At 65.6% G+C, this 23,161-nt stretch carries 21 protein-coding genes and 1 tRNA gene; 16 read left to right on the plus strand and 6 right to left on the minus strand.

What is annotated here, in order from left to right; translation table 11 throughout:
* The first annotated feature begins 232 nt into the window (after positions 1 to 232).
* A complete protein-coding gene (locus ACO054_RS05325) occupies positions 233 to 2,071 on the plus strand; it encodes a methyl-accepting chemotaxis protein (protein ID WP_421709405.1) in 1,839 nt (612 codons plus the stop codon).
* A 68-nt stretch (positions 2,072 to 2,139) separates the two neighbouring features.
* On the opposite strand, the gene ACO054_RS05330 is transcribed toward ACO054_RS05325, so the two are convergent.
* Entirely contained in the window at positions 2,140 to 2,928 is a 789-nt protein-coding gene (locus tag ACO054_RS05330; RefSeq protein WP_421709406.1) for an SDR family NAD(P)-dependent oxidoreductase, read from the minus strand.
* A 236-nt stretch (positions 2,929 to 3,164) separates the two neighbouring features.
* On the opposite strand from ACO054_RS05330, the gene rplM reads away from it, so the two are divergent.
* Positions 3,165 to 3,626 carry a 50S ribosomal protein L13 gene (gene rplM / locus ACO054_RS05335; RefSeq protein WP_421709407.1) on the plus strand — a complete coding sequence of 154 codons (462 nt, stop codon included), beginning with the start codon at positions 3,165 to 3,167 and terminating at the stop codon, positions 3,624 to 3,626.
* Positions 3,627 to 3,633: 7 nt separating this feature from the next.
* Positions 3,634 to 4,134 (plus strand): 30S ribosomal protein S9, encoded by a 501-nt coding sequence (gene rpsI / locus ACO054_RS05340; RefSeq protein WP_421709408.1) that lies wholly within the window; start codon positions 3,634 to 3,636, stop codon positions 4,132 to 4,134.
* 58 nt (positions 4,135 to 4,192) lie between these two features.
* Here rpsI and ACO054_RS05345 read toward each other — a convergent pair whose 3' ends face one another.
* Positions 4,193 to 4,978: a methyltransferase domain-containing protein gene (locus ACO054_RS05345; RefSeq protein WP_421709409.1), complete on the minus strand. Its 786-nt coding sequence runs from the start codon at positions 4,976 to 4,978 to the stop codon at positions 4,193 to 4,195.
* 172 nt (positions 4,979 to 5,150) lie between these two features.
* On the opposite strand from ACO054_RS05345, the gene ACO054_RS05350 reads away from it, so the two are divergent.
* Entirely contained in the window at positions 5,151 to 5,804 is a 654-nt protein-coding gene (locus ACO054_RS05350) for a LysE family translocator (protein ID WP_421709410.1), read from the plus strand.
* 88 nt (positions 5,805 to 5,892) lie between these two features.
* Positions 5,893 to 6,480: a gamma carbonic anhydrase family protein gene (locus ACO054_RS05355; protein WP_421709411.1), complete on the plus strand. Its 588-nt coding sequence runs from the start codon at positions 5,893 to 5,895 to the stop codon at positions 6,478 to 6,480.
* Between the two features lie 152 nt (positions 6,481 to 6,632).
* Here the strand turns inward: ACO054_RS05355 and ACO054_RS05360 are convergent, their stop codons facing one another.
* The 3 genes from ACO054_RS05360 to ACO054_RS05370 form a co-directional block, all read right to left on the minus strand.
* Positions 6,633 to 6,851, minus strand: a complete 219-nt coding sequence (locus ACO054_RS05360; RefSeq protein ID WP_421709412.1) for a tautomerase family protein — start codon at positions 6,849 to 6,851, stop codon at positions 6,633 to 6,635.
* Positions 6,852 to 6,894: 43 nt separating this feature from the next.
* Complete coding sequence (locus tag ACO054_RS05365; RefSeq protein ID WP_421709413.1) at positions 6,895 to 7,413, minus strand: hypothetical protein; 519 nt, start codon at positions 7,411 to 7,413, stop codon at positions 6,895 to 6,897.
* A gap of 64 nt (positions 7,414 to 7,477) precedes the next feature.
* The gene (locus tag ACO054_RS05370) at positions 7,478 to 9,310 is read right to left on the minus strand and encodes a PHA/PHB synthase family protein (protein WP_421709414.1); all 1,833 of its coding nucleotides are present in this window, start codon (positions 9,308 to 9,310) and stop codon (positions 7,478 to 7,480) included.
* Between the two features lie 272 nt (positions 9,311 to 9,582).
* On the opposite strand from ACO054_RS05370, the gene ACO054_RS05375 reads away from it, so the two are divergent.
* The 11 genes from ACO054_RS05375 to ACO054_RS05425 all read left to right on the plus strand — a co-directional run bounded on the left by ACO054_RS05375 (position 9,583) and on the right by ACO054_RS05425 (position 21,767).
* Entirely contained in the window at positions 9,583 to 10,473 is an 891-nt protein-coding gene (locus tag ACO054_RS05375) for an OmpA family protein (RefSeq protein ID WP_421709415.1), read from the plus strand.
* Between the two features lie 52 nt (positions 10,474 to 10,525).
* On the plus strand, positions 10,526 to 11,734 hold the full coding sequence (locus ACO054_RS05380) for an LL-diaminopimelate aminotransferase (RefSeq protein ID WP_421709416.1): 1,209 nt from the start codon (positions 10,526 to 10,528) through the stop codon (positions 11,732 to 11,734).
* 43 nt (positions 11,735 to 11,777) lie between these two features.
* Positions 11,778 to 13,070: a homoserine dehydrogenase gene (locus ACO054_RS05385; protein ID WP_421709417.1), complete on the plus strand. Its 1,293-nt coding sequence runs from the start codon at positions 11,778 to 11,780 to the stop codon at positions 13,068 to 13,070.
* A gap of 92 nt (positions 13,071 to 13,162) precedes the next feature.
* The gene (gene glpX, locus ACO054_RS05390) at positions 13,163 to 14,131 is read left to right on the plus strand and encodes a class II fructose-bisphosphatase (protein ID WP_421710330.1); all 969 of its coding nucleotides are present in this window, start codon (positions 13,163 to 13,165) and stop codon (positions 14,129 to 14,131) included.
* Between the two features lie 40 nt (positions 14,132 to 14,171).
* Positions 14,172 to 15,980 (plus strand): single-stranded-DNA-specific exonuclease RecJ, encoded by a 1,809-nt coding sequence (gene recJ / locus ACO054_RS05395; protein ID WP_421709418.1) that lies wholly within the window; start codon positions 14,172 to 14,174, stop codon positions 15,978 to 15,980.
* Between the two features lie 190 nt (positions 15,981 to 16,170).
* Positions 16,171 to 16,992 carry a DUF1194 domain-containing protein gene (locus tag ACO054_RS05400; RefSeq protein ID WP_421709419.1) on the plus strand — a complete coding sequence of 274 codons (822 nt, stop codon included), beginning with the start codon at positions 16,171 to 16,173 and terminating at the stop codon, positions 16,990 to 16,992.
* 46 nt (positions 16,993 to 17,038) lie between these two features.
* Positions 17,039 to 17,114, plus strand: a tRNA-Glu gene (locus ACO054_RS05405).
* A 273-nt stretch (positions 17,115 to 17,387) separates the two neighbouring features.
* Positions 17,388 to 18,296 (plus strand): ribokinase, encoded by a 909-nt coding sequence (rbsK, locus tag ACO054_RS05410; RefSeq protein WP_421709420.1) that lies wholly within the window; start codon positions 17,388 to 17,390, stop codon positions 18,294 to 18,296.
* Positions 18,296 to 19,741 carry a sugar ABC transporter ATP-binding protein gene (locus ACO054_RS05415; RefSeq protein WP_421709421.1) on the plus strand — a complete coding sequence of 482 codons (1,446 nt, stop codon included), beginning with the start codon at positions 18,296 to 18,298 and terminating at the stop codon, positions 19,739 to 19,741. Before rbsK ends, ACO054_RS05415 begins: the two co-directional genes overlap by 1 nt.
* Positions 19,722 to 20,771: an ABC transporter permease gene (locus ACO054_RS05420; RefSeq protein ID WP_421709422.1), complete on the plus strand. Its 1,050-nt coding sequence runs from the start codon at positions 19,722 to 19,724 to the stop codon at positions 20,769 to 20,771. Before ACO054_RS05415 ends, ACO054_RS05420 begins: the two co-directional genes overlap by 20 nt.
* Positions 20,772 to 20,840: 69 nt before the next feature.
* On the plus strand, positions 20,841 to 21,767 hold the full coding sequence (locus ACO054_RS05425; RefSeq protein ID WP_421709423.1) for a D-ribose ABC transporter substrate-binding protein: 927 nt from the start codon (positions 20,841 to 20,843) through the stop codon (positions 21,765 to 21,767).
* A 147-nt stretch (positions 21,768 to 21,914) separates the two neighbouring features.
* On the opposite strand, the gene ACO054_RS05430 is transcribed toward ACO054_RS05425, so the two are convergent.
* Positions 21,915 to 22,955 carry a cytochrome-c peroxidase gene (locus ACO054_RS05430; protein ID WP_421709424.1) on the minus strand — a complete coding sequence of 347 codons (1,041 nt, stop codon included), beginning with the start codon at positions 22,953 to 22,955 and terminating at the stop codon, positions 21,915 to 21,917.
* Positions 22,956 to 23,161 lie beyond the last annotated feature (206 nt).

Below are 23,161 nucleotides of genomic sequence, written 5' to 3' on the forward strand. Positions count from 1 at the left end.
GTCATACGCGAAAAGTAGGTTCGGGGGCACACACGCGGTCAGCTTGAGATAAACAGAAAACAAACTCAATCGCTGGCGTCTTCATCACGTTCGATCCCTGAAGCGGCACAAAAGGTCAACAAAAATGAAGGCTCAATCGAAAATTATTCTGAGTGTATTCTTGTTCTTTTGTGTCGTCATCGTGGCGATGACAGCTCTTTCATACAAAAACTTCAGTTCTTCATCGGAGAATATGAAGCGTAACGAGCTCAACGTCATGGCGCGGGCGGTTGGGCAGGCCGTCTCCGTTAAGATGGAGAGGTACTTTCGGTCTCTGGAACTCGCCTCGAAGCAATTCGACAACTCCGCTGGCCTGGAGGGTGACGCGCTTTTCGCGTTCCGGCAAACCCTCATCACCGATTTGCTGGAGAACGCAGGCGCTCTCGAGAGCTATTACGGTTTCAAGGACGGATCGACCTTTACGACGAAAGGGCGGATTCCTGACTTCGAGGAGATCGCTCTGGAGCGTGAGTGGTACCGCCGCATCCACGGTGGCGAGGATCGGATCGTCACGACGCCCTATGTCTCCAGCGCCGGGTTTCTGATCATGGCCGTCGGTGTGCCCCTGAGCCAGGGCGATGAGGTCTACGGAACCTTGTGCGTGAACCTGCGACTGACGGAAATCACCGAATTCACCAACGGTTTGCTGGATTTCGACAACATTATCCTGACTCGTTCGGACGGCTTCATCATGGCCCATCAGAACGAGGAGTTCATTGGCCAGAAGCTGTGGGACGTCGTTCCCGATCTCGAACAATACGGTGCTCAAGCGCAAAGCGGGCAGCTGGTCTTCCAGATTGACGATGAGCAGTACTACGGATCCTTGGATGTCATCGACAGCCTGGACTGGAAAGTCTGGGTCTTCGAGAAGCAGAGCGTCGTCCGCGCCGATTCCGTGCAGAACCTCTACGCGTCGATTGCGCAAGCCGGCGGCGCCCTTGTTCTGGCCGCCGTGATGATCGGTCTGCTGGTGTCCTACCTCGTCTTCAAACCCATGGCCGGCATGACCCGGTCCATGCAGAAGCTTGCCGACGGGGACCTGGAGGTCGAGGTGCCTGCTCAAGGGCGAAAGGACGAACTGGGCGCAATGTCCAATGCCGTTCAGGTCTTCAAGGACAACGCCATCAGGATCAGGCAGCTCGACGCGGAGCAGAAGCAGGCCGAAGTGCGCGCCAAGGAGCAGAAGACGCAGGAGATGAACGCTCTCGCCGACAGCTTCGAACGACGCGTGGGGCGGGTTGTCGAGGCTGTCTCGGCGTCGTCGAGTTCCATGCAGTCGTCGGCGCGAGGCATGTCCTCCACGGCGGACCAGGCGCTGTCCCAGTCGGAGGCAGTCGCCTCCACATCGGAGCAGGCCTCGGAGAACGTGCAGACCGTTGCGGCCGCGACCGAGGAGCTGACCGCGTCGATCAACGAGATCAGCCGGCAGATATCGGAGGCCTCCTCGACGGCGAACGCCGCCGTTCGCGATGCCGGCGTAACGCATCAAACGATCCAGGGGCTGGTCAAGTCGGCGCAGAAGATCGGCGATGTCGTCGACCTGATCACCGATATTGCCGAGCAGACGAATCTGCTGGCCCTGAACGCGACGATCGAAGCGGCGCGCGCCGGCGATTCCGGCAAGGGCTTCGCGGTCGTCGCTTCGGAGGTGAAGAACCTCGCGAACCAGACGGCCAAGGCGACCGAGGAGATCAGCGTCCAGATCGCGGACATTCAGGATTCGACGAAGGATGCCGCCAGTTCGGTCGAAGGGATCGGCAAGATCATCGGCGATATCAACGAGGTGACGACGAACATCGCCGCCGCCATTGAGGAGCAATCGGCCGCGACGGAGGAGATCGCCACCAACGTTCAGCAGGCGGCGACGCGAACCCAGACGGTCAGTACGAACATCTCGGGCGTCAGTCAGTCGGTGTCCGACACCGGCACGGCGGCGAGCAAGATCGTCGAGGAAGCGGAAGACATGTCGCAGCAGTCGGTAACGCTGAAGAACGAGGCGGAGACTTTCCTCAGGCAGATCCGCTCCGCCTGACCTGCTGCGGGCGGCCCTGCTCTGATGAACGCCCCTGTTCTGATCAACGCCTCCAGGCTTGCAGTAAGTTACCGTGCGACGAAGCCGCCGTCGGCGATCAGCGCTTCGCCGGTGACCGCGCGGGCGTCGTCGCTGACCAGAAAGGCGACGGAGGCCGCGATCTCCTCCGGCGTAGTCAGCCGCCCATTCGGCTGCCGGCGCGCCAGCTTGTTCAGCATGGCGTCGGTGTCGCCCAGCGCGCCTGCGATGCCGTCCAGCATGGCGGTCTGCACGAAGCCGGGGCAGAGCGCGACGACCCGGATCGGATAGCCGGCCTCGGCGCAGTGGATCGCCGCGGTTCTGGTCGCCCCGACCAGCCCGGCCTTGGCGGCGGCGTAGGCGGCCAGCGGCACGGCCGCGACCTGCCCGGCGATCGAGGCCAGGTTGACGATGACGCCCTCGTAGGCGGCGCTGCGCCGCTTCATGGCCGCGATGCCGGCCTGCATCCCAAGGAAAGGGCCCTCCAGATTGACGGCCAGGCTGCGGCGCAGCTCGGCCTGCGTCGTGGCTTCGATGTCTTTGGCGATCGCCAGCCCGGCGCCGTTGATCAGGATGTCCAGCGGGCCCAGCTCGTCTTCCACCCGAGCGACCGCTGCGTCCCAGGCCTGCGGCTCCGTGACGTCCAGCGCCAGGCTCAGGTCGGCGCCCGGAAGATCGGTGCTCGGGAGGTCGGTGTTCGGAAGGTGGGGCGGCGTCAGGTCGCTTGCCGCCACGCGCGCGCCCTCGGCGGCCAGTCGGTCGACGAGGGCCCGTCCGATGCCTCCGCTCGCCCCGGTGACCAGGGCGACACGGCCGGCGAGGCGGCGCGTCAGATCCATCCTCGTGACGCTCCGCAGCCTTTTCGGCGGGATCCCAAGGTCATCAAGGGATCGAGCGGTGGTATTAGAATACCTAAATGGTAACAGTCTCTTTTCGCGGCATTTTTTGTCATTGACTTCACGACCCCACCTGCGTACCTCACCGGCCTGGACGCGCGGCGGATTTTCCGGTCCGCAATTCGCGCATTCTCGTTTTTCGCATGTCACTCCCTTCGATCCAACAGGACCCGGCGAAGATGAAGACCTTTTCAGCCAAGCCGTCCGACATCGACAAGCAGTGGATCGTCATCGATGCCGATGGCGTGGTGCTCGGTCGGCTCGCAAGCCGCGTGGCCAACATTCTGCGCGGCAAGCACAAGGCCACTTATACGCCGCACATGGACTGCGGCGACAACGTGGTGATCGTCAATGCCGCCAAGGTGCGCATGACCGGCAAGAAGCGCTTTCAGAAGCGCTACTACTGGCATACGGGCTATCCCGGCGGCATCAAGGACCGCACGGCGGACGCCATCCTGTCCGGGCGTTTTCCCGAGCGCGTGATCTACAAGGCGATCGAGCGCATGGTGCCGCGCGGCCCGCTGGGGCGCACGCAGATGAAGAACCTGCGCGTCTACGCCGGCGCAGAGCATCCCCACGAGGCCCAGCAGCCCAGCGCGCTGGACTTCGCCGCGATGAACCCGAAGAACAAGCGAGGCTAACGGTTCCATGGCCGAGGAACAGACCCTCACCGATCTCTCACAGCTGGGCGAAGCCACGGGCGTGGCGCCCGGCGCCGTCGCCAGCGCCGACAGCGCTCCCGCCGAACCCAAGCTGGACGCACAGGGGCGTGCCTATGCCACGGGCCGGCGCAAGAACGCCGTGGCTCGCGTCTGGGTCAAGCCGGGCAGCGGCAAGATCACCGTCAACAAGCGCGAGGTCGAGACCTACTTCGCCCGTCCGGTGCTGCGCATGATCATCAACCAGCCCTTCGGCGCGGCCAACCGGGTCGATCAGTTCGACGTGGTCTGCACCGTCACCGGCGGCGGCCTCTCCGGACAGGCGGGCGCGGTGCGCCATGGCATCAGCCGCGCTCTGGTCAACTTCGAGCCGGACCTGCGTCCGGTCCTGAAGCAGGGCGGCTTCCTGACCCGCGACGACCGCGAGGTCGAGCGTAAGAAGTACGGTAAGGCCAAGGCCCGCCGCAGCTTCCAGTTCTCGAAGCGCTAAAGCGCCTTCTCGGATCTGTATCGGCTCGGGGCCGTCCGGTTGGACGGCCCCGATGCGTTTAAGCGGCTTTCCGGCCGATGACGTAGTCGTAGTAGATCTCCTCGCCGGTCACGCCGTAGCGATGGAAGATCTTGTCCGACTCGCTGTCGACGATCTCGCCGTTGCGCAGCTTGGCTTCGATCCACTCGACTAGGGCGACGCACTCCGGGTCGGGGTCGTTCGGCTTGACGTGGAAGATGAACCAGCCCTTGGGCTGCAGGTAGGCGAAGGCCTGTTCGAAACCGGCCACCGGGATGTGATTGCCCCAGCCGGTGGCCGAGGCGACGCCGACGCAGTTCGGCGCGAGGGCCGTCACCCGCGCCTCCGCCTCCTCCGACATGTTGCAGAGATCGGCCACCAAGTAGGCCTCGTAGGCGCCCGGTCTGTCCCGCTGGGCGGCGAGCCTGGCCTCCTCGATGATGTCGAGGCCCAGGATGCGGATGGCCGGCAGCTCGTGATGCAGGGCCGAGGCGAAGGCGCCCGATCCGGCGCCGACCTCCAGCATTCTGATTTCGTTGTCGGCGTCGGGGGCGGCGTCCGGGGCTGCGGCCTGCAGCCGCTTGAAGTGCTGCGCCAGCAGTCGGGGCGTCTGACAGCGTAGCCAGCCGTAGAGCATTGTGTCGTAGAGCATCGGCACGCGATACATCGTGCGGTAATCGTGCATTTCGAACTGCCGGCGGTCGCCCTCGACGATGGCGGTGAAGCGCTCATCGGCCTGCCGCAGAGTTCCCTCCGCGGCTACGGGTTCGATACGAAGACGCTCCATATGTGGCTGAAAAGCCTCAAGGTCGCCGGGCAAGGCCATGGCTGCTCCTTTCACTCGGGGTCGCGCTGCTGCAGGGAGAGAAGACAGGATCTACCTCACCATAACCGCCACTTGCGAAAGGCGAAACCTAAGCTTCTCATTCTCCTTATCGGAGAAGTCGTAGAGTCGGGACTCCGCCGTGCTTTCGCCGAAGCTGCGCGCGCTCTAAGCTGTGGCAGAAGCCGCTTGGGGGATCTTCGCTTTGCTCGACCTGACCGCCTATCTCACCTTCGTTCTGGCCTGTGTCGCCGTGGTCGTCGTGCCGGGGCCGACGGTCACGGTGATCATCGCGAACTCCCTGCGGCACGGCGCGCGCGCCGGGCTGGCCAATGTGGTGGGAACCCAGCTGGGTCTGGCGGTGATGCTCGTGATCCTGGCGGCCGGCCTGCAGGTCGTGGTGGAGGCGATGGGCGCCGTCTTCACCTGGGTCAAGCTGCTGGGCGCCGCCTATCTGATCTACCTGGGGCTCAAGCTTCTGCTCAACCGCGCACCGCTGGATGCGGCCGACAGCAAAGCGCCGCTGCGTCAGCGCTCCTTCTTCTGGCAGGGCGTACTGGTGATCTGGTCGAATCCCAAGGCGCTGCTGTTCTTCGGCGCCTTCATTCCGCAGTTCATCCGACCCGAAGGCTCGGTAATGCTGCAGACCCTGCTGCTCGGCGGCACCTTCATGGTGGTCGCCACCTTGCTGGACGGCGGCTACGCGGTGCTCGCGGGACGGGCAGGGCGCTGGCTGACCCGCAAGCGCGTGCGATTGCTGGAGATCTTCAGCGGCTGCGCCCTCGTCGGCGGCGGCATCTGGCTCGCCCTCTCGCGCCGGCCCACCTGAGCCTCTCTACGATCCAACCCGGGCAGCGTGACACCGCACGGCGATCCGGTTTAGAAGCCGGACGTCGCAATGGCCTCGGAGTTTCTTCATGTCGCCAGTGATCTTGCCGTTCCGTGGCGTCTTTCCCCGCATCCATCCCGAGGCCTTCGTGGCGGAGACCGCGACGGTGATCGGCGACGTGGAGATCGGGCCCGGCAGCTCGATCTGGTATGGCTGCGTGCTGCGCGGCGACGTCAACGCGATCCGGATCGGGGCCAAGACCAACATCCAGGACGGTACGGTGATCCACGTCAACCGGCCGCGCGACGGCTCCGACTACCGGGAGTCCGGCGGGGGTATGGCAACCCTGATCGGGGACGAGGTGACGGTCGGGCACTCTGCCCTGCTGCACGCTTGTACGGTGGAGGATCGGGCCTTCATCGGCATGCGCGCCACGGTGATGGACCTCGCGGTGGTGGCGCGCGAGGGCATGGTCGCGGCGGGGGCTCTCGTCACGCCCCGCAAGCAGGTGGCTACGCGCGAGCTCTGGTCGGGCAGCCCGGCGAAGTTGATGCGGGACTTGAGCCAGGAGGAGATCGACGGCTTCGGCCCGCAGGCGGAGCACTACGCGCGGCTTGGCGCGACCTATCTGCGCGAACGAAACGAGCGAAATCAAGAAGATGTCGGAAAAATCTAAGGTTTCGAGGAAACTGAAGAAGCCGCGCAATCCGCTCGCCGCACAGCTCTGGAGACAGCCCCTGAAGGTCAAACCTTCGGCGAAAGCCTACAGCCGAAAGGCGAAACACAGGAAGCCGCCGGAGGCGTAGGCTCTACGCGCCTCAGATCAAGTCAGCCTCTATCGGATCGCTCGTCGCTTTGGCGCCGGTAGTCGTCGGTCAGCTGTCCGGCGTAGCCCCAGTCGGCTTCCTCGATTTCCTGGATCACGATGTGAATGTGTTCGGGTTTCTTCCCGAGCACCCGCACCAGGGAGTCCGTTACGTCGCGCACCAGTTCGGCTTTCTCGGACCGCTTCGCACCCTTGGTGATCTGGATGTTCACGTAGGGCATGGTTCGCGCCTCCTTTCTCGGTTCGGTCCCGGCCGTCGCAGGCCTACTGCGGTGACGGCTGCTCAGGCAGCAGACCGTCGATGACCGCGGCACCGACGCCCAGACGCTCTAGGAAGCGAGGCCAGTCTACGGCGGCCCGATCTTGCAGCAACAGAGGCAGAGGACGCCTGTCCAAGGTCACGTCGGCCAGGGCCTCGCCGCGGGTCACCTGTCCATCGCCGTCGGTGTCGTAGCTGTCGTGGAAGGAGGAGACGCCGACCAACTGCAGGGCCAGCAGGCCCACCGCGACCCCGGCGCTGGTCTGCCGCGGCAGCTCCTCGCGTGCGCTCAGGAACCAGCGCTGGACGCCGTCGCGGACGTCGTTGACCTCGTTCAGGCCCAGGCGATCGTCGCCGTTGCGATCTGCGAAACGCCAGCCGCTGTCGATGCAGTCGGCGGCGGGGCGCAGGGCGCAGAGCGGACCGGCCTCCGCCAGGAAGGCCGCGACGTCGTCGGCGCGCAGCGGCTCGGCGGTGTCGGCCAGCGCAGGGCTCGCCAAGCCCGCCAGCACCGTAAGCAGCAAGGTGGCTGCCAGCGCGCGCGCCGCGCTCGTGAAGTGGCCAAGGCCCGGACGGGAAGGCAGTGGGCTAGCCTTGAGCGCGAACCTGCACGTAAGAGCCCGGTGCGTTCTCGATAACCGCAAGCTTGCCCTCGCCGGGAACCCGTGCGGCGACCTTCGGCCCCGCGTGCTTGGCCACCCACTTGTTCCATTCCGGCCACCAGGAACCGGCGTGCTCGCTCGCCTTGTCCAGCCAGTCATTGGGGTCCTTCGGATTGCGGCTGTTGGTCCAGTAGGAATACTTGTTCGAGACTGGCGGATTGACCACGCCGGCGATGTGGCCCGAGGCGGCCAGCACGAACTTGACGGGCCCCGACAGATGCTGCGTCAGTGCGTAGGTCGAGCTCCAGGGGGCGATGTGGTCCTCGCGTGTCGAGAGGATGAAGACCGGCGTCTTGATCTTCGTCAGATCCAACGGGACGCCCAGCAGCTCGATCCCGCCGGGTTTGATCAGCCGGTTTTCCTGATACATGCGTCGCAGGTAGAAGGAATGCATGGCCGCCGGCATGCGGGTCGAATCACTGTTCCAGTACAGCAGATCGAAGGGGAAGGGGTCCTTGCCCAGCAGGTAGTTGTTGACCACGAAGGACCAGATCAGGTCGTTCGCCCGCAGCATGTTGAAGCTGGTGGCCATGGAGGAGCCTTCCAGATAACCCTTCTGGCTCATCTGCTGCTCCAGGGCCGCAAGCTGCTCCTCGTCGATGAAGACACCCAGCTCGCCGGCTTCCTCGAAGTCGGTCATGGTGGTGAAGAAGGTCGCGCTCTTGATGCGCGAGACGTCGGGGCCCGGCTTCGACTTTGGCTTCGCCGAGAGGTAGGCCAGAGCGCTGGCCAGAAGCGTTCCGCCCAGGCAGTAGCCGATCACGTCCGCTTCGGGTTCGCCGGTCGCCTGCTCGATGGCCTCAAGCGGCGCGAAGATGCCCTCCAGCATGTAGTCCTCGAAGGACTTGCGGGCCAAGCCCTCGTCCGGGTTGACCCAGGAGACGATGAAGACGGTGTGACCCTGTTCGACCGCCCACTTCACGAAGGAGTTCTTCTCGCGCAGATCCAGAATGTAGAACTTGTTGATCCAGGGCGGGATGATCAGCAGGGGACGCTTGAAGACCTTCTCGGTCTTCGGCGTGTACTGGATCAACTGCATCAGGTCGTTCTGGTAGACCACCTTGCCTTCGGTGACGGCGATGTTCTCCCCGATCTTGAAGGCGTCCAGATCGGTCATGCGGATCGCCAGCTTGCCCTTGCCGCGTTCCAGGTCCTCCAGCAGGTTCTCCAGGCCTTTGACCAGGTTCTCGCCGCCGCTTTCCATCGTCGCGCGCAGCACTTCCGGATTGGTCATGGCGAAGTTGGAGGGGGCCATGGCGTCCACGAACTGGCGGGTATAGAAGTCGACCTTCTTGGAGGTCTTGTCGTCCAGACCGTCGACCTTGTTGACGGTCGACTGGATCCAGCGCGCGCTCAGCAGGTAGGACTGCTTGATGAAGTCGAAGAGCTGGCTGTCTTCCCAGAGGGGATCGCGAAAGCGCCTGTCGGAGCGGTCGGGCTCGATCACCGGCGCCGCCTCCTGACCCATCATGCGCTGTGCCGTGCTCTGCCACAGCTTCATGTAGTCCTGCCAGAAGCCGAGCTGCGCCTGCATCAGCTTGGTCGGGTCGGTCATCAGGCGGGCGGTCATGTCGAAAAAGGCGCCGCCGATGTTCAGCGGGTCGAGCGACTGGTTGTTCAGGCCGTTGGTGTCCTGGGACTGCCGTTCCAGAAAATCGCTAACAAGCTTCTGACTCCGCTCGGCAATTCCCGCCATCGCTCGCGACAGCTCCACCGGGTCCGGCAGTTTCACGTCGGCAGCCTGCTTTTCGTCGGCCATGTTCGATCCTTGTGGGTGATAATCGACCTGGGGGACGTCACCTGGGAACGGCCGCCGGTCAAGGCTGGGTTCGAGCGGGTTCGACCCCGTGCCGGCGGTCGGTTAGTCCCTTTGCGCGCTAGCGGTCTGTGTTACCTTGCCGCTTGCCTGGGTGCAAGGTAAGCAGGCTTGCAACAGGGACCAAGGCTGGGCCCCGAGTCGCGCGATCCGAGATAGCGGCTGACGGGCTCGACCGGGGAACGCGGACGAAGGCTGTGTCGAGGAGTTGGGCAGTGCAGGTTGTGCGAGGCATCAAGCGGGTCCGGTCGTCGGACGGGACGCGCGGGCGAAGTACCCGCCGGTTTGTCGTCCTCGCCGTCGCGGCACCTCTGCTGTTGAGCGGCTGCGGCGTTTGGGACGAGTTCTTCGGCGACGAACCTCAGCCGAGCCGGGTGCCGGTCCCGGCAGAGAGCGAACAGGCGGAAACGCCGAGCCTGGGGTCCATTCCGGAGCGAAGAGAGACCAGCCCGGCGAGCCAGCGCGCCGCGCTTCAGCAGAGCCTGGCGGAAGACCGGGCGCGCGCGGAGACGCTCGGGGCCGACCGAGATGCAAGTGCCAACCAAAGCGGGGGCTCCGTCTCGACCGCCCCGGCGCCCTCCGCAACGGCCCCCGCCAACGTGTCCGGCGGCTCCAGGCCGATGGTCGCCAACGCCGACGGACTGCCGCCACCACCACCGGGCCGCAGCGATCCCGGTCAGCAAGCGGATTCGGTCAGCCAACTGCCTCAGATGACGGCCGTGCCCCAGTTGCAGCAGCAGGCGCCGCTGCGCCGGGAACTGGTCGGCGTCATCTACTTTGCCCATGGCTCAGCGAATCTGGACTCGCGAGATCGGACGGTCTTGGGCCAGGTTCGCGACATCCTGCAGACCACGGGCGGCCAACTCAGGATCGTCGGCCATGCCTCCATGCGCACCAGCGTGATGGACCCGGCCCGTCATGCCATTGCCAACTTCGAGATCAGCCAGCAGCGCGCGGCGGCGGTGGCGAACGCCCTCAATCGTCAGGGGGTTCCCGACTCGGCACTGGCCATCGAGGCGCTGGGGGCCCAGCAGCCGGTCTTCTACGAGTTCATGCCCACCGGCGAGGCCGGTAATCGGCGCGTCGAAATCTATCTGGAGTATTAGTTCGAGGTCCGGTCGCCTGCAGCCGGGCGACCGGGTTTCCAGATCGAGAGCAATGGAAGAATTCCACCGGATCAAGCGTCTGCCCCCCTACGTCTTCGCGGAGGTAAACGCACTGAAGGCCGCGGCCCGGGCCGAGGGCGAAGACATCATCGATTTCGGCATGGGCAATCCGGACCTGCCGCCGCCGCAGCATGTGATCGACAAGTTGGCGGAGACGCTGGCCGATCCGCGCGCCCACCGCTACTCCACCTCGCGCGGTATTCCCGGACTGCGCAAGGCTGTCGCCGCCTACTACGACCGACGTTTCGGGGTGGACCTCGATCCGGAGCGCGAGACCATAGTCACCATCGGCTCAAAGGAGGGGCTGGCCAACCTCGCGCAGGCGATCACCAGTCCCGGCGACATCATCCTGGCGCCGAACCCCAGTTATCCGATCCACGCCTTCGGCTTCATCATCGCCGGCGCGGCCATCCGTTCGATCCCGACGGGGCCGGAACTGGACTTCATGGCGGCGCTGGCGCGGGCCGTGCGCCATTCGGTGCCCAAGCCGCTGGCCGTGATTGTCAACTTTCCGAGCAATCCGACGGCCGAGACGGCGGACCTCGCCTTCTACGAGGAGCTGGTCGCCTACTGCCGGCGCGAGGGGATCTGGATCATCTCCGACCTGGCCTATGCCGAGGTCTATTTCGAGGGACCGCCGCCGCCGTCGATACTGCAGGTGCCGGGAGCCAAAGAGATCGCCGTCGAGTTCACCTCGTTGTCGAAGACCTACTCCATGCCGGGCTGGCGGATCGGTTTCTGCAGCGGAAACCCCAAGCTGATCGGGGCATTGGCCCGCGTGAAGTCCTACGTGGACTACGGCGCCTTCACGCCGATCCAGGTCGCCGCCACGGCGGCTCTCAACGGTCCCCAGGACTGCATCGAGGAGATGCGCCGGCGCTATCGCGAGCGCCGCGACGTTCTGATCGACGGCCTGGCGGCGGCGGGATGGGAGGTGCCGCGCCCGCCGGCGACCATGTTCGCCTGGGCGCCGCTGCCGCCTGCCTACGCCGAGATGGGGTCGCTGGAGTTCTCCAAACTCCTGCTGAGCGAGGCCAAGGTAGCGGTGGCCCCCGGGGTCGGCTTCGGCGAGTACGGGGACGGCCACCTGCGCCTGGCGGTGGTCGAGAACCTTCATCGGACGCGCCAGGCGGTTCGCAACATCAAAGCCTTCCTCCGCCGGGATCAGGCGACGGGCGAAACGCAGCAGGCGCTCGGATAGTCGGGCTACTGGGATAATCGGAACACTGGGATAGCAACGGTCGATGACGAATGCCTTGAAGATCGGGGTTGCCGGCCTCGGAACGGTCGGCGGTGGGGTCGTGCAGCTGCTTGCGGCCAATGGCGAAACCATCGCGGAGCGCTGCGGTCTGCCGATCCGCGTGGTCGCCGTCTCGGCGCGCGACCGCGATAAGGATCGCGGTTTCGACGTCTCGCAGTTCCGCTGGTTCGACGATGCCGTCGCCATGGCGGCGGATCCCGAGGTCGATCTCGTGGTTGAACTGATCGGCGGCTCGGAGGGCGTGGCCAAGACGGTGGTGGAGACGGCCCTCTCGCGCGGGGCGCCCGTCGTGACGGCCAACAAGGCCCTCGTCGCGCACCATGGTGCCGCCTTGGCGCGTTTGGCCGAGGACAAGGGCGCCGCCTTGGCCTACGAGGCGGCGGTGGCCGGCGGCATTCCGGCCATCAAGCTTCTGCGCGAGGGGCTTGCGGCCAACCGCATTGACCGGGTGCACGGCATCCTCAACGGCACCTGCAACTACATCCTCTCGACCATGCGCGAGACGGGCCGAGAGTTCGACGACGTTCTGGCGGAAGCCCAGGCGCTCGGCTATGCGGAGGCCGACCCGGCCTTCGACGTCGATGGTATCGATGCCGCCCATAAGCTGGCGATCCTGACCGCTCTGGCCTTCGGCTGTCAGGTCGACTTCGATGCGCTGCACGTGGAGGGCATTCGCGGCGTCTCGGCGCTCGACATGCAGTACGCGGAGGAGCTCGGCTATCGGATCAAGTTGCTGGGCATCGCCGAGCGGCGCGACGGCGGTGTGGTGCAGCGGGTTCACCCCTGCATGATCGCGACGGATACGCCGCTGGCGCAGGTGGACGGTGTCTTTAACGCCGTCGCCGCCCAGGGTGATTTCGTGGATCGCATCGTGGCCGAAGGGCGCGGCGCCGGCGCCGGACCGACGGCCTCGTCGGTCGTCGCAGATGTCGTCGATCTCGCTCGCGGCCTGCGTCTGCCGGTGTTCGGCGTGCCGGCGAAGCGGCTGAAACAGCTTCCGACCTTGCCGATGGAAGATCACGTTGGTGCCTACTATCTGCGCCTCATGGTCGTCGATCGGCCCGGGGTGATCGCCAACATCGCTGAGGTGCTGCGCGACGAGGACATCTCCGTCGAGGCGCTGCTGCAGCGGGGGCGGGCACCGGGCGAGGCCGTTCCCGTGGTGATCGCGACTCACGAAACGACCGAAGCCAAGCTGGGCCGCGCGCTGAAACAAATTTCCGCCCAGGCGACGACGCTGGAGACCCCGCAAGTCATTCGCATCGAATCGCTGTAAACAAGCGTCCGATCCTCTCCCCAGGCCACCTCGGGCCTCGCTGTCCTTCCGGCCACCATGCAATCACAGGAGCCACCGTTCCCATGAGCTTTATGGACCGCAACCTAGCCCTGGAGGCTGTGCGCGTCACCGAAGCGGCTGCGCTCGCCGCCTCCCGATGGATGGGCCGGGGCGACGAGAAGAGCGCCGACCAGGCCGCCGTCAACGCGATGCGCGAGGCCCTGAACAGCTTGGCGATGGACGGCCGCGTCGTGATCGGCGAGGGCGAGCGGGACGAGGCGCCGATGCTCTTCATCGGCGAGGAGGTCGGCAAGGGCGGCCCCAAGACCGACATTGCGCTTGACCCTCTCGAAGGTACGACCATTACCGCCAAGGGCGGTCCCAATGCCCTGGCGGTCATCGCCATGGCGGCCGAGGGCTGCTTCCTCAACGCACCGGACGTCTACATGGACAAGATCGCGGTGGGCGGCGGTCTGCCCAAGGGTGTCGTCGACCTCGACGCGACGCCCGAGGACAACCTCAAGGCCCTGGCGGCGGCCAAGGATGTGAGGATCGAGGATCTGGTTGTCTGTATCCTCGACCGACCCCGCCATCAGGAGGCGATCGGCCGCGTCCGCGACGCCGGCGCGCGGATCATGCTGATCGGCGACGGCGACGTGTCCGGTGTGATCGCGACCAGCCAGCAGGAGTCCGGCGTCGACCTCTACCTCGGTCAGGGCGGCGCCCCGGAGGGCGTGCTGGCGGCGGCGGCCCTGCGCTGCATCGGCGGCCAGTTCCAGGGCCGGTTGGTCTTCCGCAACGACGACGAACGCAAGCGCGCCACCCGCATCGGCATCGAAGACTTCGACCGCAAGTACGACCTGCTGGACCTGGCCTCGGGCGATGTCATGTTCGCCGCCACGGGCGTGACCGATGGCTCCATGCTGCAAGGCGTCCGCCGCTATCACGCCGGTGCCAGCACCCATTCCATGATCATGCGGTCCAACACCGGTACGGTGCGGTTCATCGAGGCGCATCACAACTTCTCGCGCAAGACCTGGTACGACAGTCTCGGCGTCTGAGTTTCGGGCGCCGGAGGGAAGAGGAAGGGACGAGGCTCCGATGGCTCCGGACAGCGGTCTGCTTGCCGCGACGAAAGGTCAGAGTCGGCCCTGTCTGCTCGGCGTGGCGGAGTCGCTCAGCGGCAAGCGCTGGGAGCAGAGAGGTGGGGAGTCCCGTTTGGCGCTGACCCTGGCGCAGCGGTTCGACCTGCCGGAAATCGTGGCCCGGGTGCTGGCCAACCGGGAGATCGAACTGGAGGGCGCCGGGCTTTACCTGGAGCCGTCGCTGCGTGAGCAACTGCCGGACCCCTCGCGTCTGACCGACATGGACAAGGCGGCGGCGCGCTTGGCCGAAGCGGTGCGGGACGGTCAGACCATCGGCGTTTTCGGCGACTACGATGTCGACGGCGCTACCTCCTCGGCCTTGCTCCACCGCTTCTTCGCGGCCCTGGGTGTCCAAACGCGAATCCACATCCCGGACCGCCTGTCCGAGGGCTACGGCCCCAACGCACCGGCGCTGCTTCGGCTGAAGTCGGAGGGCGTGAAGGTCTGTGTCGCCGTTGACTGCGGAACGACCGCTCACGGCCCTCTGGCGCAGGCGGCCGAAGCCGGGCTGGACGTCATCGTTTGCGACCACCACGTGGCCGAGCCGGCCTTGCCGCCCGCCTATGCCGTGGTGAATCCCAATCGGTTGGATGACAACAGCGGGCTGGGTCAGTTGGCGGCGGTCGGCGTTACCTTCCTGCTCGCGGTGGCGGTCAACCGGGCCCTGCGTCAAGCCGGCTGGTATGCCGAGCGGCCGGAGCCGCGGCTGCTGGAGTTGCTCGATCTAGTGGCGCTCGGCACGGTCTGCGACGTCGTGCCCTTGACCGGCCTCAACCGCGCGTTCGTTGCTCAGGGCCTCAAGGTGCTGCGTCAGCGCGGCAATCCGGGGCTTGCAGCCTTGGCTGAAGTGGCGCGGGTGGATGGGCCGCCCAGCACCTATCATGCGGGGTTCCTGCTTGGACCGAGGCTTAATGCCGGTGGCCGGGTCGGGCGCTCCGATCTGGGCGCGCGCCTGCTGACCTGCGGCGATCCCGGCGAGGCGGCGAGCCTGGCAGCGGACCTCGACGGCTTCAACCGGCAGCGTCAGGAGATCGAGCGGCAGGTGCTCGACCAGGCCATCGAGCAGGTCGAGCGCGGCCCCAGACGTGCGGGACTGACGCTGGCGGCGGGCCACGGCTGGCATCCCGGCGTGATCGGCATCGTGGCGGGTCGCCTGAAGGAGCGCTACGACCGGCCGGCCCTGGTGGTCGCACTGGACGACTCCGGCGTCGGCAAGGGCTCCGCGCGTTCCGTACCGAACGTCGACCTGGGGGCCGCAGTCATCGCGGCACGACAGCAGGGGCTGCTGATCGACGGCGGCGGTCACGCGATGGCCGCTGGCCTGACTGTGACGGAGAGCCAGTTGGGCGCCTTGACCGACTTCCTGGACGCGCGGCTGGCCGGCCGGCTGGCCGAGACCGGCTGGCGTCCGGCTCTGGGCTGCGACGGGGTCTTGGCGGCCGGGGCCGCCACCGCCGATCTGCTGGCGCAACTCGAGCGTTGCGCTCCCTTCGGTCAGGGCAATCCGGAGCCGCGTTTCGCGCTCTCCTCAGTGCGGGCCGTCGATGCCAGGCCGGTCGGCGAGAGCCACCTGCGGCTGCGCCTCCAGGGCTCGGAAGGCGGCAGTCTGAAGGCTATCTGTTTTCGTGCTTTCGAGAGCGATCTGGGGCCAGCGCTGGTCCAGACGCGGGGCCGCCCTCTGCACTTTGCCGGCAAGCTGCGCGCCGATACCTGGAGCGGTCCCGACGCAGTACAGTTCGTCGTCGACGACGCGGCTTTCGCTTGACGGCGGGGCAGCCTCACGGCGTGCCGGCTTCATGTTATTTGTCTCGAACATTCTCCAGTGTTCTGAAAGAAAACACTTTTGCTCGCTCTCGCTTAGGGGCGTTCTAACAGGTCCGTACGGCTGAGCGTTCGGCCCGGTTGGTGAGGCTTCCTCTCCGCCGCCAACGGCCTATACTTCCGGAGTGACCTGGATGATCCGCACCCTCGGTTTGGCCGCAGCGCTCGCGCTGTCGGCTCCGCCCGTGAAGGCCAGCGATGTCGTCGAACTGGAGTTGGTGCTGGCCGTCGACGCCTCTTCGTCGGTCACCTCCTGGGAGTTCGACCTGCAGATGCAGGGGCTCGCGGACGCCTTTCGCGACGCCGAGGTCCAGGGCGCGATCCAGGCGGCTGGGGAGCGGGGGATCGCCGTCTCGCTCGTGCAGTGGTCGGGGCGGGACCGGCAGGTTCTGGCCACCGATTGGATGCACATCCATAGTCCCAGTTCGTCCCTGGAATTCGCCGACGAGCTGGCCGCGACGCCACGGTTCATCTCGGGCGGCTCCACGGCGATCGGAAATGCCATCGAGTTCTCGGTCAACCTGTTGACCTTCAATGCCTACGAAGGGCTCCGCCGGGTGATCGACGTGTCCGGCGACGGGCGCACAAACCAGGGCATCCAGACCAGTCAGATGCGCGACGCCGCCATCGGCGAGGGCATCACCGTCAACGGCCTGGCGATCCTCAACGAAGATCCCAGCGTCGATCACTACTTCAAGTCGAACGTGATCGGCGGGTCCGGCGCTTTCCTGCTGTCGGCCACCGACTACCAGGATTTCGCGCGGGCGATAAAGCAGAAGCTCCTGCGCGAGATCGCTGGCCCCCCGATCGCGCTAGGGCCGCAGATAGAGCCGGGGCCGCAGATCGAGCAGGAGTTGGGTGGTGCGGCGCGCTCGACCCAGGCCGCCCGCCACTCGGTCACGCCCGTTTCTCCTGATCGTCAAGATGAGCTTGCAATCCCCGTCGCGGCTGAGTAAGTCACGGGGCTTGGAGACGGCGCGAGCCGTGCCGGCCCCTAGCTGCGTCCCCATCGTCTAGAGGCCTAGGACATCAGCCTTTCACGCTGAAGACACGGGTTCGACTCCCGTTGGGGACGCCACTGGGCCGCAGGGCCGCGAAGATCCCTGAAATGATCAGACTATGACAGCCGCCGGCACGGAGCGGAGGTCTCAAGCGTAGCGGAGTCCCGCGCCTGAACGGCCGTCAGCTCCGGTCACGGAAATGCCGCAGGCACGCGTTTGACGGAGCGGGGGGCCGGGGATAGGTTGCCGGCGGTCCAAGTCGTGTTTCAGCCGAATATCTCTTTGACTGTTTCGCTGTCGGCCCGAACCGGAGTCCGAGGCGACCGGTCGTGTCGCGCAGAGGGGTCCGCGTGATCGTCGTCGTTGGCAGCATCAACATGGATCTGGTGATCCGTGTGCCCCGCTTTCCCGAAGCGGGTGAAACGCTACTAGGGGGAGATCTGGCTCAGTATTCCGGCGGCAAAGGCGCCAATCAGGCCGTCGCCGCAGCCCGGGCCGGCGGAGCGGTCGCCATGGTCGGCCGGGTCGGCGGCGATGCCTTCGGCCCGGTTCTGCGCGACCGCCTGGCTGCCGAGGCGATCGATGTCGGGTCGGTAGAGACTGTGTCGGGCCCGAGCGGCGTCGCGGTCATCACCGTCGACCAGGCGGCCCGGAACAGCATCGTGGTATCCCCGGGCGCCAACAACGCCCTGACTCCCGACGGCCTCGCGGCCTCGCTTTTCGAGGGAGCGACTGCGGTTCTGCTGCAGTTGGAAATCCCGCTAGAGACGGTATTGGCGGCGGCACGGATGGGACGGGCGGCCGGCGCGCGTACGCTGCTTAACCTGGCGCCTGCGCGAGCCTTGGCCCCTGAGCAGCTGGCCGATATCGACGTTCTGCTGGTCAACGAAACCGAAGCGGCAAGCTTGACCGGCCTCACTGCCGAGGCCGTTGCAGCCGATCCCGAAGCGGCTGTCGGCCAGCTTGCGGCGCAGGTTCCAGCGGCCGTTCTGACGCTGGGTGCCGCCGGTGCCTGCTGGGCCGAGGATGGTAAGGTCGGCCGCGTTCCCGGCTTTTCCGTAGAGGCCGTCGACACGACGGCGGCGGGAGACTCCTTCGTCGGTGCTCTCTCCGTAGCGTTGGGGGAGGGGATGGCGCTGTCCGACGCAGTGCGTTTCGGCAACGCGGCCGGCGCGCTTGCCGCCACCCGTGTCGGTGCTCAACCGGCGATACCGAAACGGGTCGAGATCGAGGCCTTCCTCGCCGAGCGGAGCGCCTGATGCCGCTTCTGGAGATGCGGGGCATCACCAAGAGTTTCGGCTCCTTTCAGGCCCTCAAGGGCGTCGACTTCACCCTGGACGAGGGACAGGTTCACGCTCTGGTGGGGGAGAACGGCGCCGGCAAGTCGACGTTGATGAAGGTGGTATCCGGTGTCGAGCGGCGCGACGGCGGTACCATGACGGTCGCCGGCGAAGCGGTGGCCCTGTCGAGCGTGGCCGAGGCCCGTGCGCACGGGATCGTCATGGTCTTTCAGGAACTGGCGCTGGTTCCCAGTCTGAGCGTCGCGGAGAACCTGTTTCTCGGCGATCTGCCGCCGACGATCAGCCATCGGGATCTACGGGTTCGCGCCGCGGCCCTGCTGCGCGATATCGAGTTGGACATCGACCCGGCGGTCGAGGTGGAACGGCTGAGTATCGGCGAGCAGCAGCTCGTCGAGATCGCGGGGGCCCTGGCGCGCAAGGGCCGTATCCTGGTTCTGGACGAACCGACCGCGGCGCTGTCGGCGCATGAGACGGAACGTCTGTTCCATCTGATCGAACGGGTCCAGCGCAACGGTGTGGCGGTCGTCTACATCTCCCACAGGCTGGAAGAGATCTTCCGGATCGCCGACCAGGTGACGGTCTTGCGCGACGGCGCGCTGGTCGGTTCGGTCCGGGTTGCCGAGGCGACACCGGAGGAGGTCGTGCAGATGATGGTGGGTCGGGCCGTTCGGACCGAAGCGCAGGTCAGCCGTATGACCGGCGGGCCGTCCGTCGGGACCTTTCGGTTTCAGGCGGACGGACTGGACGCGAACGAGATTCGGCTGGCGGCCGGCGAGGTCGTAGGTCTGGCGGGCGTCATCGGGTCCGGACGTAGCCGGGTGCCGGGTGTTTTGTTCGGACTGGAGGGCGTTGCCGACTGGGACGACAAACCGATCCGGTCGCCCCACGATGCCATCGGTCGCGGGATCGCGCTGGTACCGTCCGACCGCAAGACGCAGGGGTTGGTTCTGGGCATGTCCGTGAGCCACAACCTGACTCTGTCGGTCCTGAAGCAGGTGTCGCGGCAGGGTGTCTTGTCGCCGCGTCGCGAAGAGGCGGAAGCCCGCACCTGGATCGACCGCTTGGCTCTCAGGCCACCCGATCCGCTGAAGATCGTGGGCGAACTCTCCGGCGGCAACCAGCAGAAGGTGGTGGTCGGCAAGGCCTTGGCCACGCGTCCGAAGGTGCTGTTGCTGGACGAACCGACACGCGGTGTCGACATCGGCGCCCGGGCGGAACTCTACGACGTGATTCAGTCCCTGGCGTCGCAGGGGCTCGGCATTCTGGTGTCGTCCAGCGATACCGAGGAACTCGTCGGCTTGTCCGATCGTATTTTGGTTTTCCGCGAAGGGCGTGTCGCGACCGAGCTGGTCGCCCCGGTCGCGCATGAGGAGGTGGTTGCCCATGTCACAGGGGCGCAGTGAGTCGAAGGGGCGCAGTGAAGACCGGAACGGCGGGACCGGCGAAGGGCCTCCGCCGCAGTTCGACTGGGGTGGCCTGCTGGCCCGCTTCGGGCTCGTCCTGGCCCTGCTGGCGCTCATCGTGGTGCTGTCGGCGCTGTCCGACCGCTTCCTGAGCTGGAACAACATCGTCAACATCCTGCGCCAGATCTCGATCAACGCGATCATCGCCTTTGGTATGACCGTGGTGATCATTGGGCGCGGCATCGATCTGTCGGTGGGGTCGCTGGTGGCGCTGACCGGCGTGATCGGTGCCAGCATCGCCGTCCTGGGCGTGCCCGATCGCGGCCTGGAGCCGACCTTCCTACAGCTGGCCTACCCCTGGCTGGCAATGGGCGCCATGTTGCTGATCGGCACCCTGCTCGGTCTCTGGAACGGCGCTTTCGTGGCCTACGCCGGCATCGCCCCCTTCATCGTGACCCTGGCCGGCCTGACGATGTTTCGCGGCGGCGCTCTGGCCTACACCGAAGGCCGTCCGATCAGCGGCATGCCGGAGGCGATCTACCAGATCGGCAACGGGGAGATCCTCTGGTTGCCGACGCCGATCTGGATCATGCTCGTCTTCCTGGGGATCTCCTACTTCCTGCTTCGGCACACATCGCTCGGCCGCTCGATCTACGCCATCGGCGGCAACGAGGAGGCAGCGCGCCTCTCCGGGATCCCGGTGCGGCGGGTCAAGCTCTTTACCTATGCCTTTTGCGGTTTCGCCGCGGCGCTGGCGGCGATCATCCTCACCTCGCGTGTCAACTCAGGCCAACCCTCGGCGGGTGTGGCCTTCGAACTGGACGCCATCGCCGCCGTGGTGGTGGGAGGGACCTCGCTGTTCGGGGGCAAGGGGGGAGTCTTCGGGACGCTGATCGGCGCCTTGATCATCGGCGTTATCAACAACGGGATGAACCTCCTGGACGTCCCGTCCTTCTACCAGCAGATCGTCAAGGGGGGTGTGATCCTGGCCGCCTTGCTGATCGAGCGGCTGGCGGCGAAGCGTCGCTGAACCTTATGGCCTCGCCCGCGCCTGAGTGACATCTTGCGATCAACGGATATTCGAAAAGGGAGGATTGCCATGCCCAAGACCATGACGAAGCCCAGAACCGCCCTAGGCGGCCTTGTTTTGACTGCCGCTTTCGGACTGACCGCCAGCCCGGCTCTTGCCGCCGACGGCACCATCGGTCTGTCGGTATCGACCTTGAACAACCCCTTTTTCGTGACCCTGCGCGACGGCGCGCAGGAGGCTGCCGGTAGGCTCGGGCTCGATCTCGTGGTGGTCGACGCTCAGGACAGCGTGTCCAAGCAGGTCTCCGACATCGAGGACCTGGTGACCCGCGGCGTGGACGTGCTGATCGTCAATCCGACCGATTCGGATGCCGTCGTGCCCGCCGTGCGCGGCGCAATCGACGCTGAGATTCCTGTGATCGCCGTGGACCGCGGCGTCAACAACGTCGAGCTGTCGTCCTTCGTGGTCTCCGACAATGCCGCCGGTGGCGTTCTGGCTGGAACCTTCATCTGCGAGCGGATCGGTGCGCAGGGCAGTGTCGTCGAGCTCGAAGGCATTCCCGGCGTGTCGGCGACCCGCGACCGGGGCGCAGGCTTCAACGAGGCGATCGCGGAGAGTTGTCCGGAGGTCGAAGTCGTGGCCCGCCAGACCGCGAACTTCAACCGGGCCGAAGGGTTGTCGGTGATGGAGAATATCCTGGTTGCCCAACCTGAAATCGATGCCCTCTTCGCCCACAACGACGAAATGGCGCTGGGCGCCCTGCAGGCCGTGGAGTCCTCGGGCCGGGACATCCTGGTGGTCGGCTTCGATGCCACCGACGACGCCGTCGGTTCGGTCGAGGACTGCCGCATGGGCGCCACGGTCGCCCAGCAGCCGGATCAGCTTGGCTCGCAAGCTGTCGAGATTGCGCAGGAGATCGTCACCAACGGGCCGCCCAGCGAGCAGACCGATGTCTTCGTCGAGCTGCGTCTGGTGACCAACGACGCTTGCGATTGAGACGAGGGGGCGGCAGCCAACTCTCAGATGGTCTGTGCTCCGAACTCTGCAACAGGCCAAGACCGCGCCTCTCCTGGACCCTCAGTTGGAGAGGCGCGGTCCTGCAGTGTGTCCAGGTTCCCACCCTGGGCCTCACATCTCATTCCGTTAACGGACGATCTCCGCAGTCGGGCGGGGCGTGGTCGCGGTCTCCGGCGGTAGGGCCGGTACGGGAACTTCGGGCACTTCGCCGGTCAGGCTGTCCAGGAAAGCGACGATTGCTGCAGCCTCTTCGTCGGGCAGCACTTGGCCAAGCTGCGACTGGGCCATGATCTGCACCGCGACCTCAAGATCCCAGACCCGGCCCGAATGGAAGTAAGGCGCCGTAACCGAGATATTGCGCAGGGGCGAGGCGCGGAAGACGTATTCGTCGTCCACGGTTTCCGTCACGGCGAAACGGCCCTTGTCGTCGGGCGGAAGGATTTCGGCACCCGGCCTTTCGATCAGACCGAAGGGATAGTAGCCGTGTCCGCCGACGTTGACGCCGCTGTGGCAGGCTGCGCAGCCCCGGTCGATGAAGAGGTCCAATCCCTGCTGCTGCTGTTCCGTCAGGGCGGCGATGTTGCCGTTCAGGAAGGCGTCGAAGGGAGCCGGTGTCAGCAGTGTCGCTTGGAAGGCTTCCAGAGCCCGCGCCATATTGTCGAAGTTGACCGGTGTTGCCTCGTCAGGAAAGGAGTCCGCGAACCACTCCCGGTATTGCGGCATGCTTAGTAGGGTCTCGATTACGACCTCCGGCGTGTTCGCCATCTCCACACTGGCCTGGATCGGTCCTTTCGCTTGTGCTTTGAGGTCTTCGGCACGGCCGTCCCAGAACTGGGCTTCGTTCAGCACGGAGTTCAGGACAGTGGGAGAGTTGCGCGGCCCGATCTGCCAGCCGTGACCGATCGAGGTTTCCCGGTTGTCGTCACCGCCGGTCGAGAGGTTATGGCAGGAGTGGCAGCTGAACACGCCCGACGCCGAGAGACGCGGATCGAAGAACAGGGCTTTGCCGAGCTCGATCTTCTCCGGAGTGATGGGGTTGTCCTGCACACTCGGTACCGTCGAGGGTAGCGGAACGAAGTAATCCAGAGCCTTGTCGCGCAACTCGTTCGCTCCTGCCGTGCTTATCGCGCAGACGGATGCCAGGAGCGTGGTGATAAAGAGTTTCATTGAGACCTCCTGAAGTAGTCTCTTTAGAAGATTCTAATTATGGTGATAACGCATTGACCGGCGTCATTTACGGTTCAATTTATCCCGTCCGAGTGAGCGTTTTGCGGCCTGCTTGACTGTCGGCCGTACGATTGCGTGAGCAGCATACGGAAAATATTCAAACATGAAATTTCATGTTTGAAATAAATTGCCATCTGCGCTATCAA

The sequence above is a fragment of the Algihabitans sp. genome, from assembly GCF_965226985.1.
Lineage (GTDB): Bacteria > Pseudomonadota > Alphaproteobacteria > Kiloniellales > DSM-21159 > Algihabitans.

Excerpts from the sequence above, each read along its gene's own strand:
- ACO054_RS05400 (WP_421709419.1), top strand. The coding sequence starts at position 16,171 with ATGATCCGCACCCTCGGTTTGGCCGCAGCGCTCGCGCTGTCGGCTCCG.
- ACO054_RS05420 (WP_421709422.1), top strand. The coding sequence starts at position 19,722 with ATGTCACAGGGGCGCAGTGAGTCGAAGGGGCGCAGTGAAGACCGGAAC.
- ACO054_RS05425 (WP_421709423.1), top strand. The coding sequence starts at position 20,841 with ATGCCCAAGACCATGACGAAGCCCAGAACCGCCCTAGGCGGCCTTGTT.
- ACO054_RS05345 (WP_421709409.1), bottom strand. The coding sequence starts at position 4,978 with ATGGCCTTGCCCGGCGACCTTGAGGCTTTTCAGCCACATATGGAGCGT.
- ACO054_RS05370 (WP_421709414.1), bottom strand. The coding sequence starts at position 9,310 with ATGGCCGACGAAAAGCAGGCTGCCGACGTGAAACTGCCGGACCCGGTG.
- rplM (WP_421709407.1), top strand. The coding sequence starts at position 3,165 with ATGAAGACCTTTTCAGCCAAGCCGTCCGACATCGACAAGCAGTGGATC.
- ACO054_RS05325 (WP_421709405.1), top strand. The coding sequence starts at position 233 with ATGAAGCGTAACGAGCTCAACGTCATGGCGCGGGCGGTTGGGCAGGCC.
- ACO054_RS05330 (WP_421709406.1), bottom strand. The coding sequence starts at position 2,928 with ATGGATCTGACGCGCCGCCTCGCCGGCCGTGTCGCCCTGGTCACCGGG.
- ACO054_RS05385 (WP_421709417.1), top strand. The coding sequence starts at position 11,778 with ATGACGAATGCCTTGAAGATCGGGGTTGCCGGCCTCGGAACGGTCGGC.
- rpsI (WP_421709408.1), top strand. The coding sequence starts at position 3,634 with ATGGCCGAGGAACAGACCCTCACCGATCTCTCACAGCTGGGCGAAGCC.
- ACO054_RS05415 (WP_421709421.1), top strand. The coding sequence starts at position 18,296 with ATGCCGCTTCTGGAGATGCGGGGCATCACCAAGAGTTTCGGCTCCTTT.
- ACO054_RS05380 (WP_421709416.1), top strand. The coding sequence starts at position 10,526 with ATGGAAGAATTCCACCGGATCAAGCGTCTGCCCCCCTACGTCTTCGCG.
- ACO054_RS05360 (WP_421709412.1), bottom strand. The coding sequence starts at position 6,851 with ATGCCCTACGTGAACATCCAGATCACCAAGGGTGCGAAGCGGTCCGAG.
- ACO054_RS05430 (WP_421709424.1), bottom strand. The coding sequence starts at position 22,955 with ATGAAACTCTTTATCACCACGCTCCTGGCATCCGTCTGCGCGATAAGC.
- ACO054_RS05355 (WP_421709411.1), top strand. The coding sequence starts at position 5,893 with ATGTCGCCAGTGATCTTGCCGTTCCGTGGCGTCTTTCCCCGCATCCAT.
- glpX (WP_421710330.1), top strand. The coding sequence starts at position 13,163 with ATGGACCGCAACCTAGCCCTGGAGGCTGTGCGCGTCACCGAAGCGGCT.
- recJ (WP_421709418.1), top strand. The coding sequence starts at position 14,172 with ATGGCTCCGGACAGCGGTCTGCTTGCCGCGACGAAAGGTCAGAGTCGG.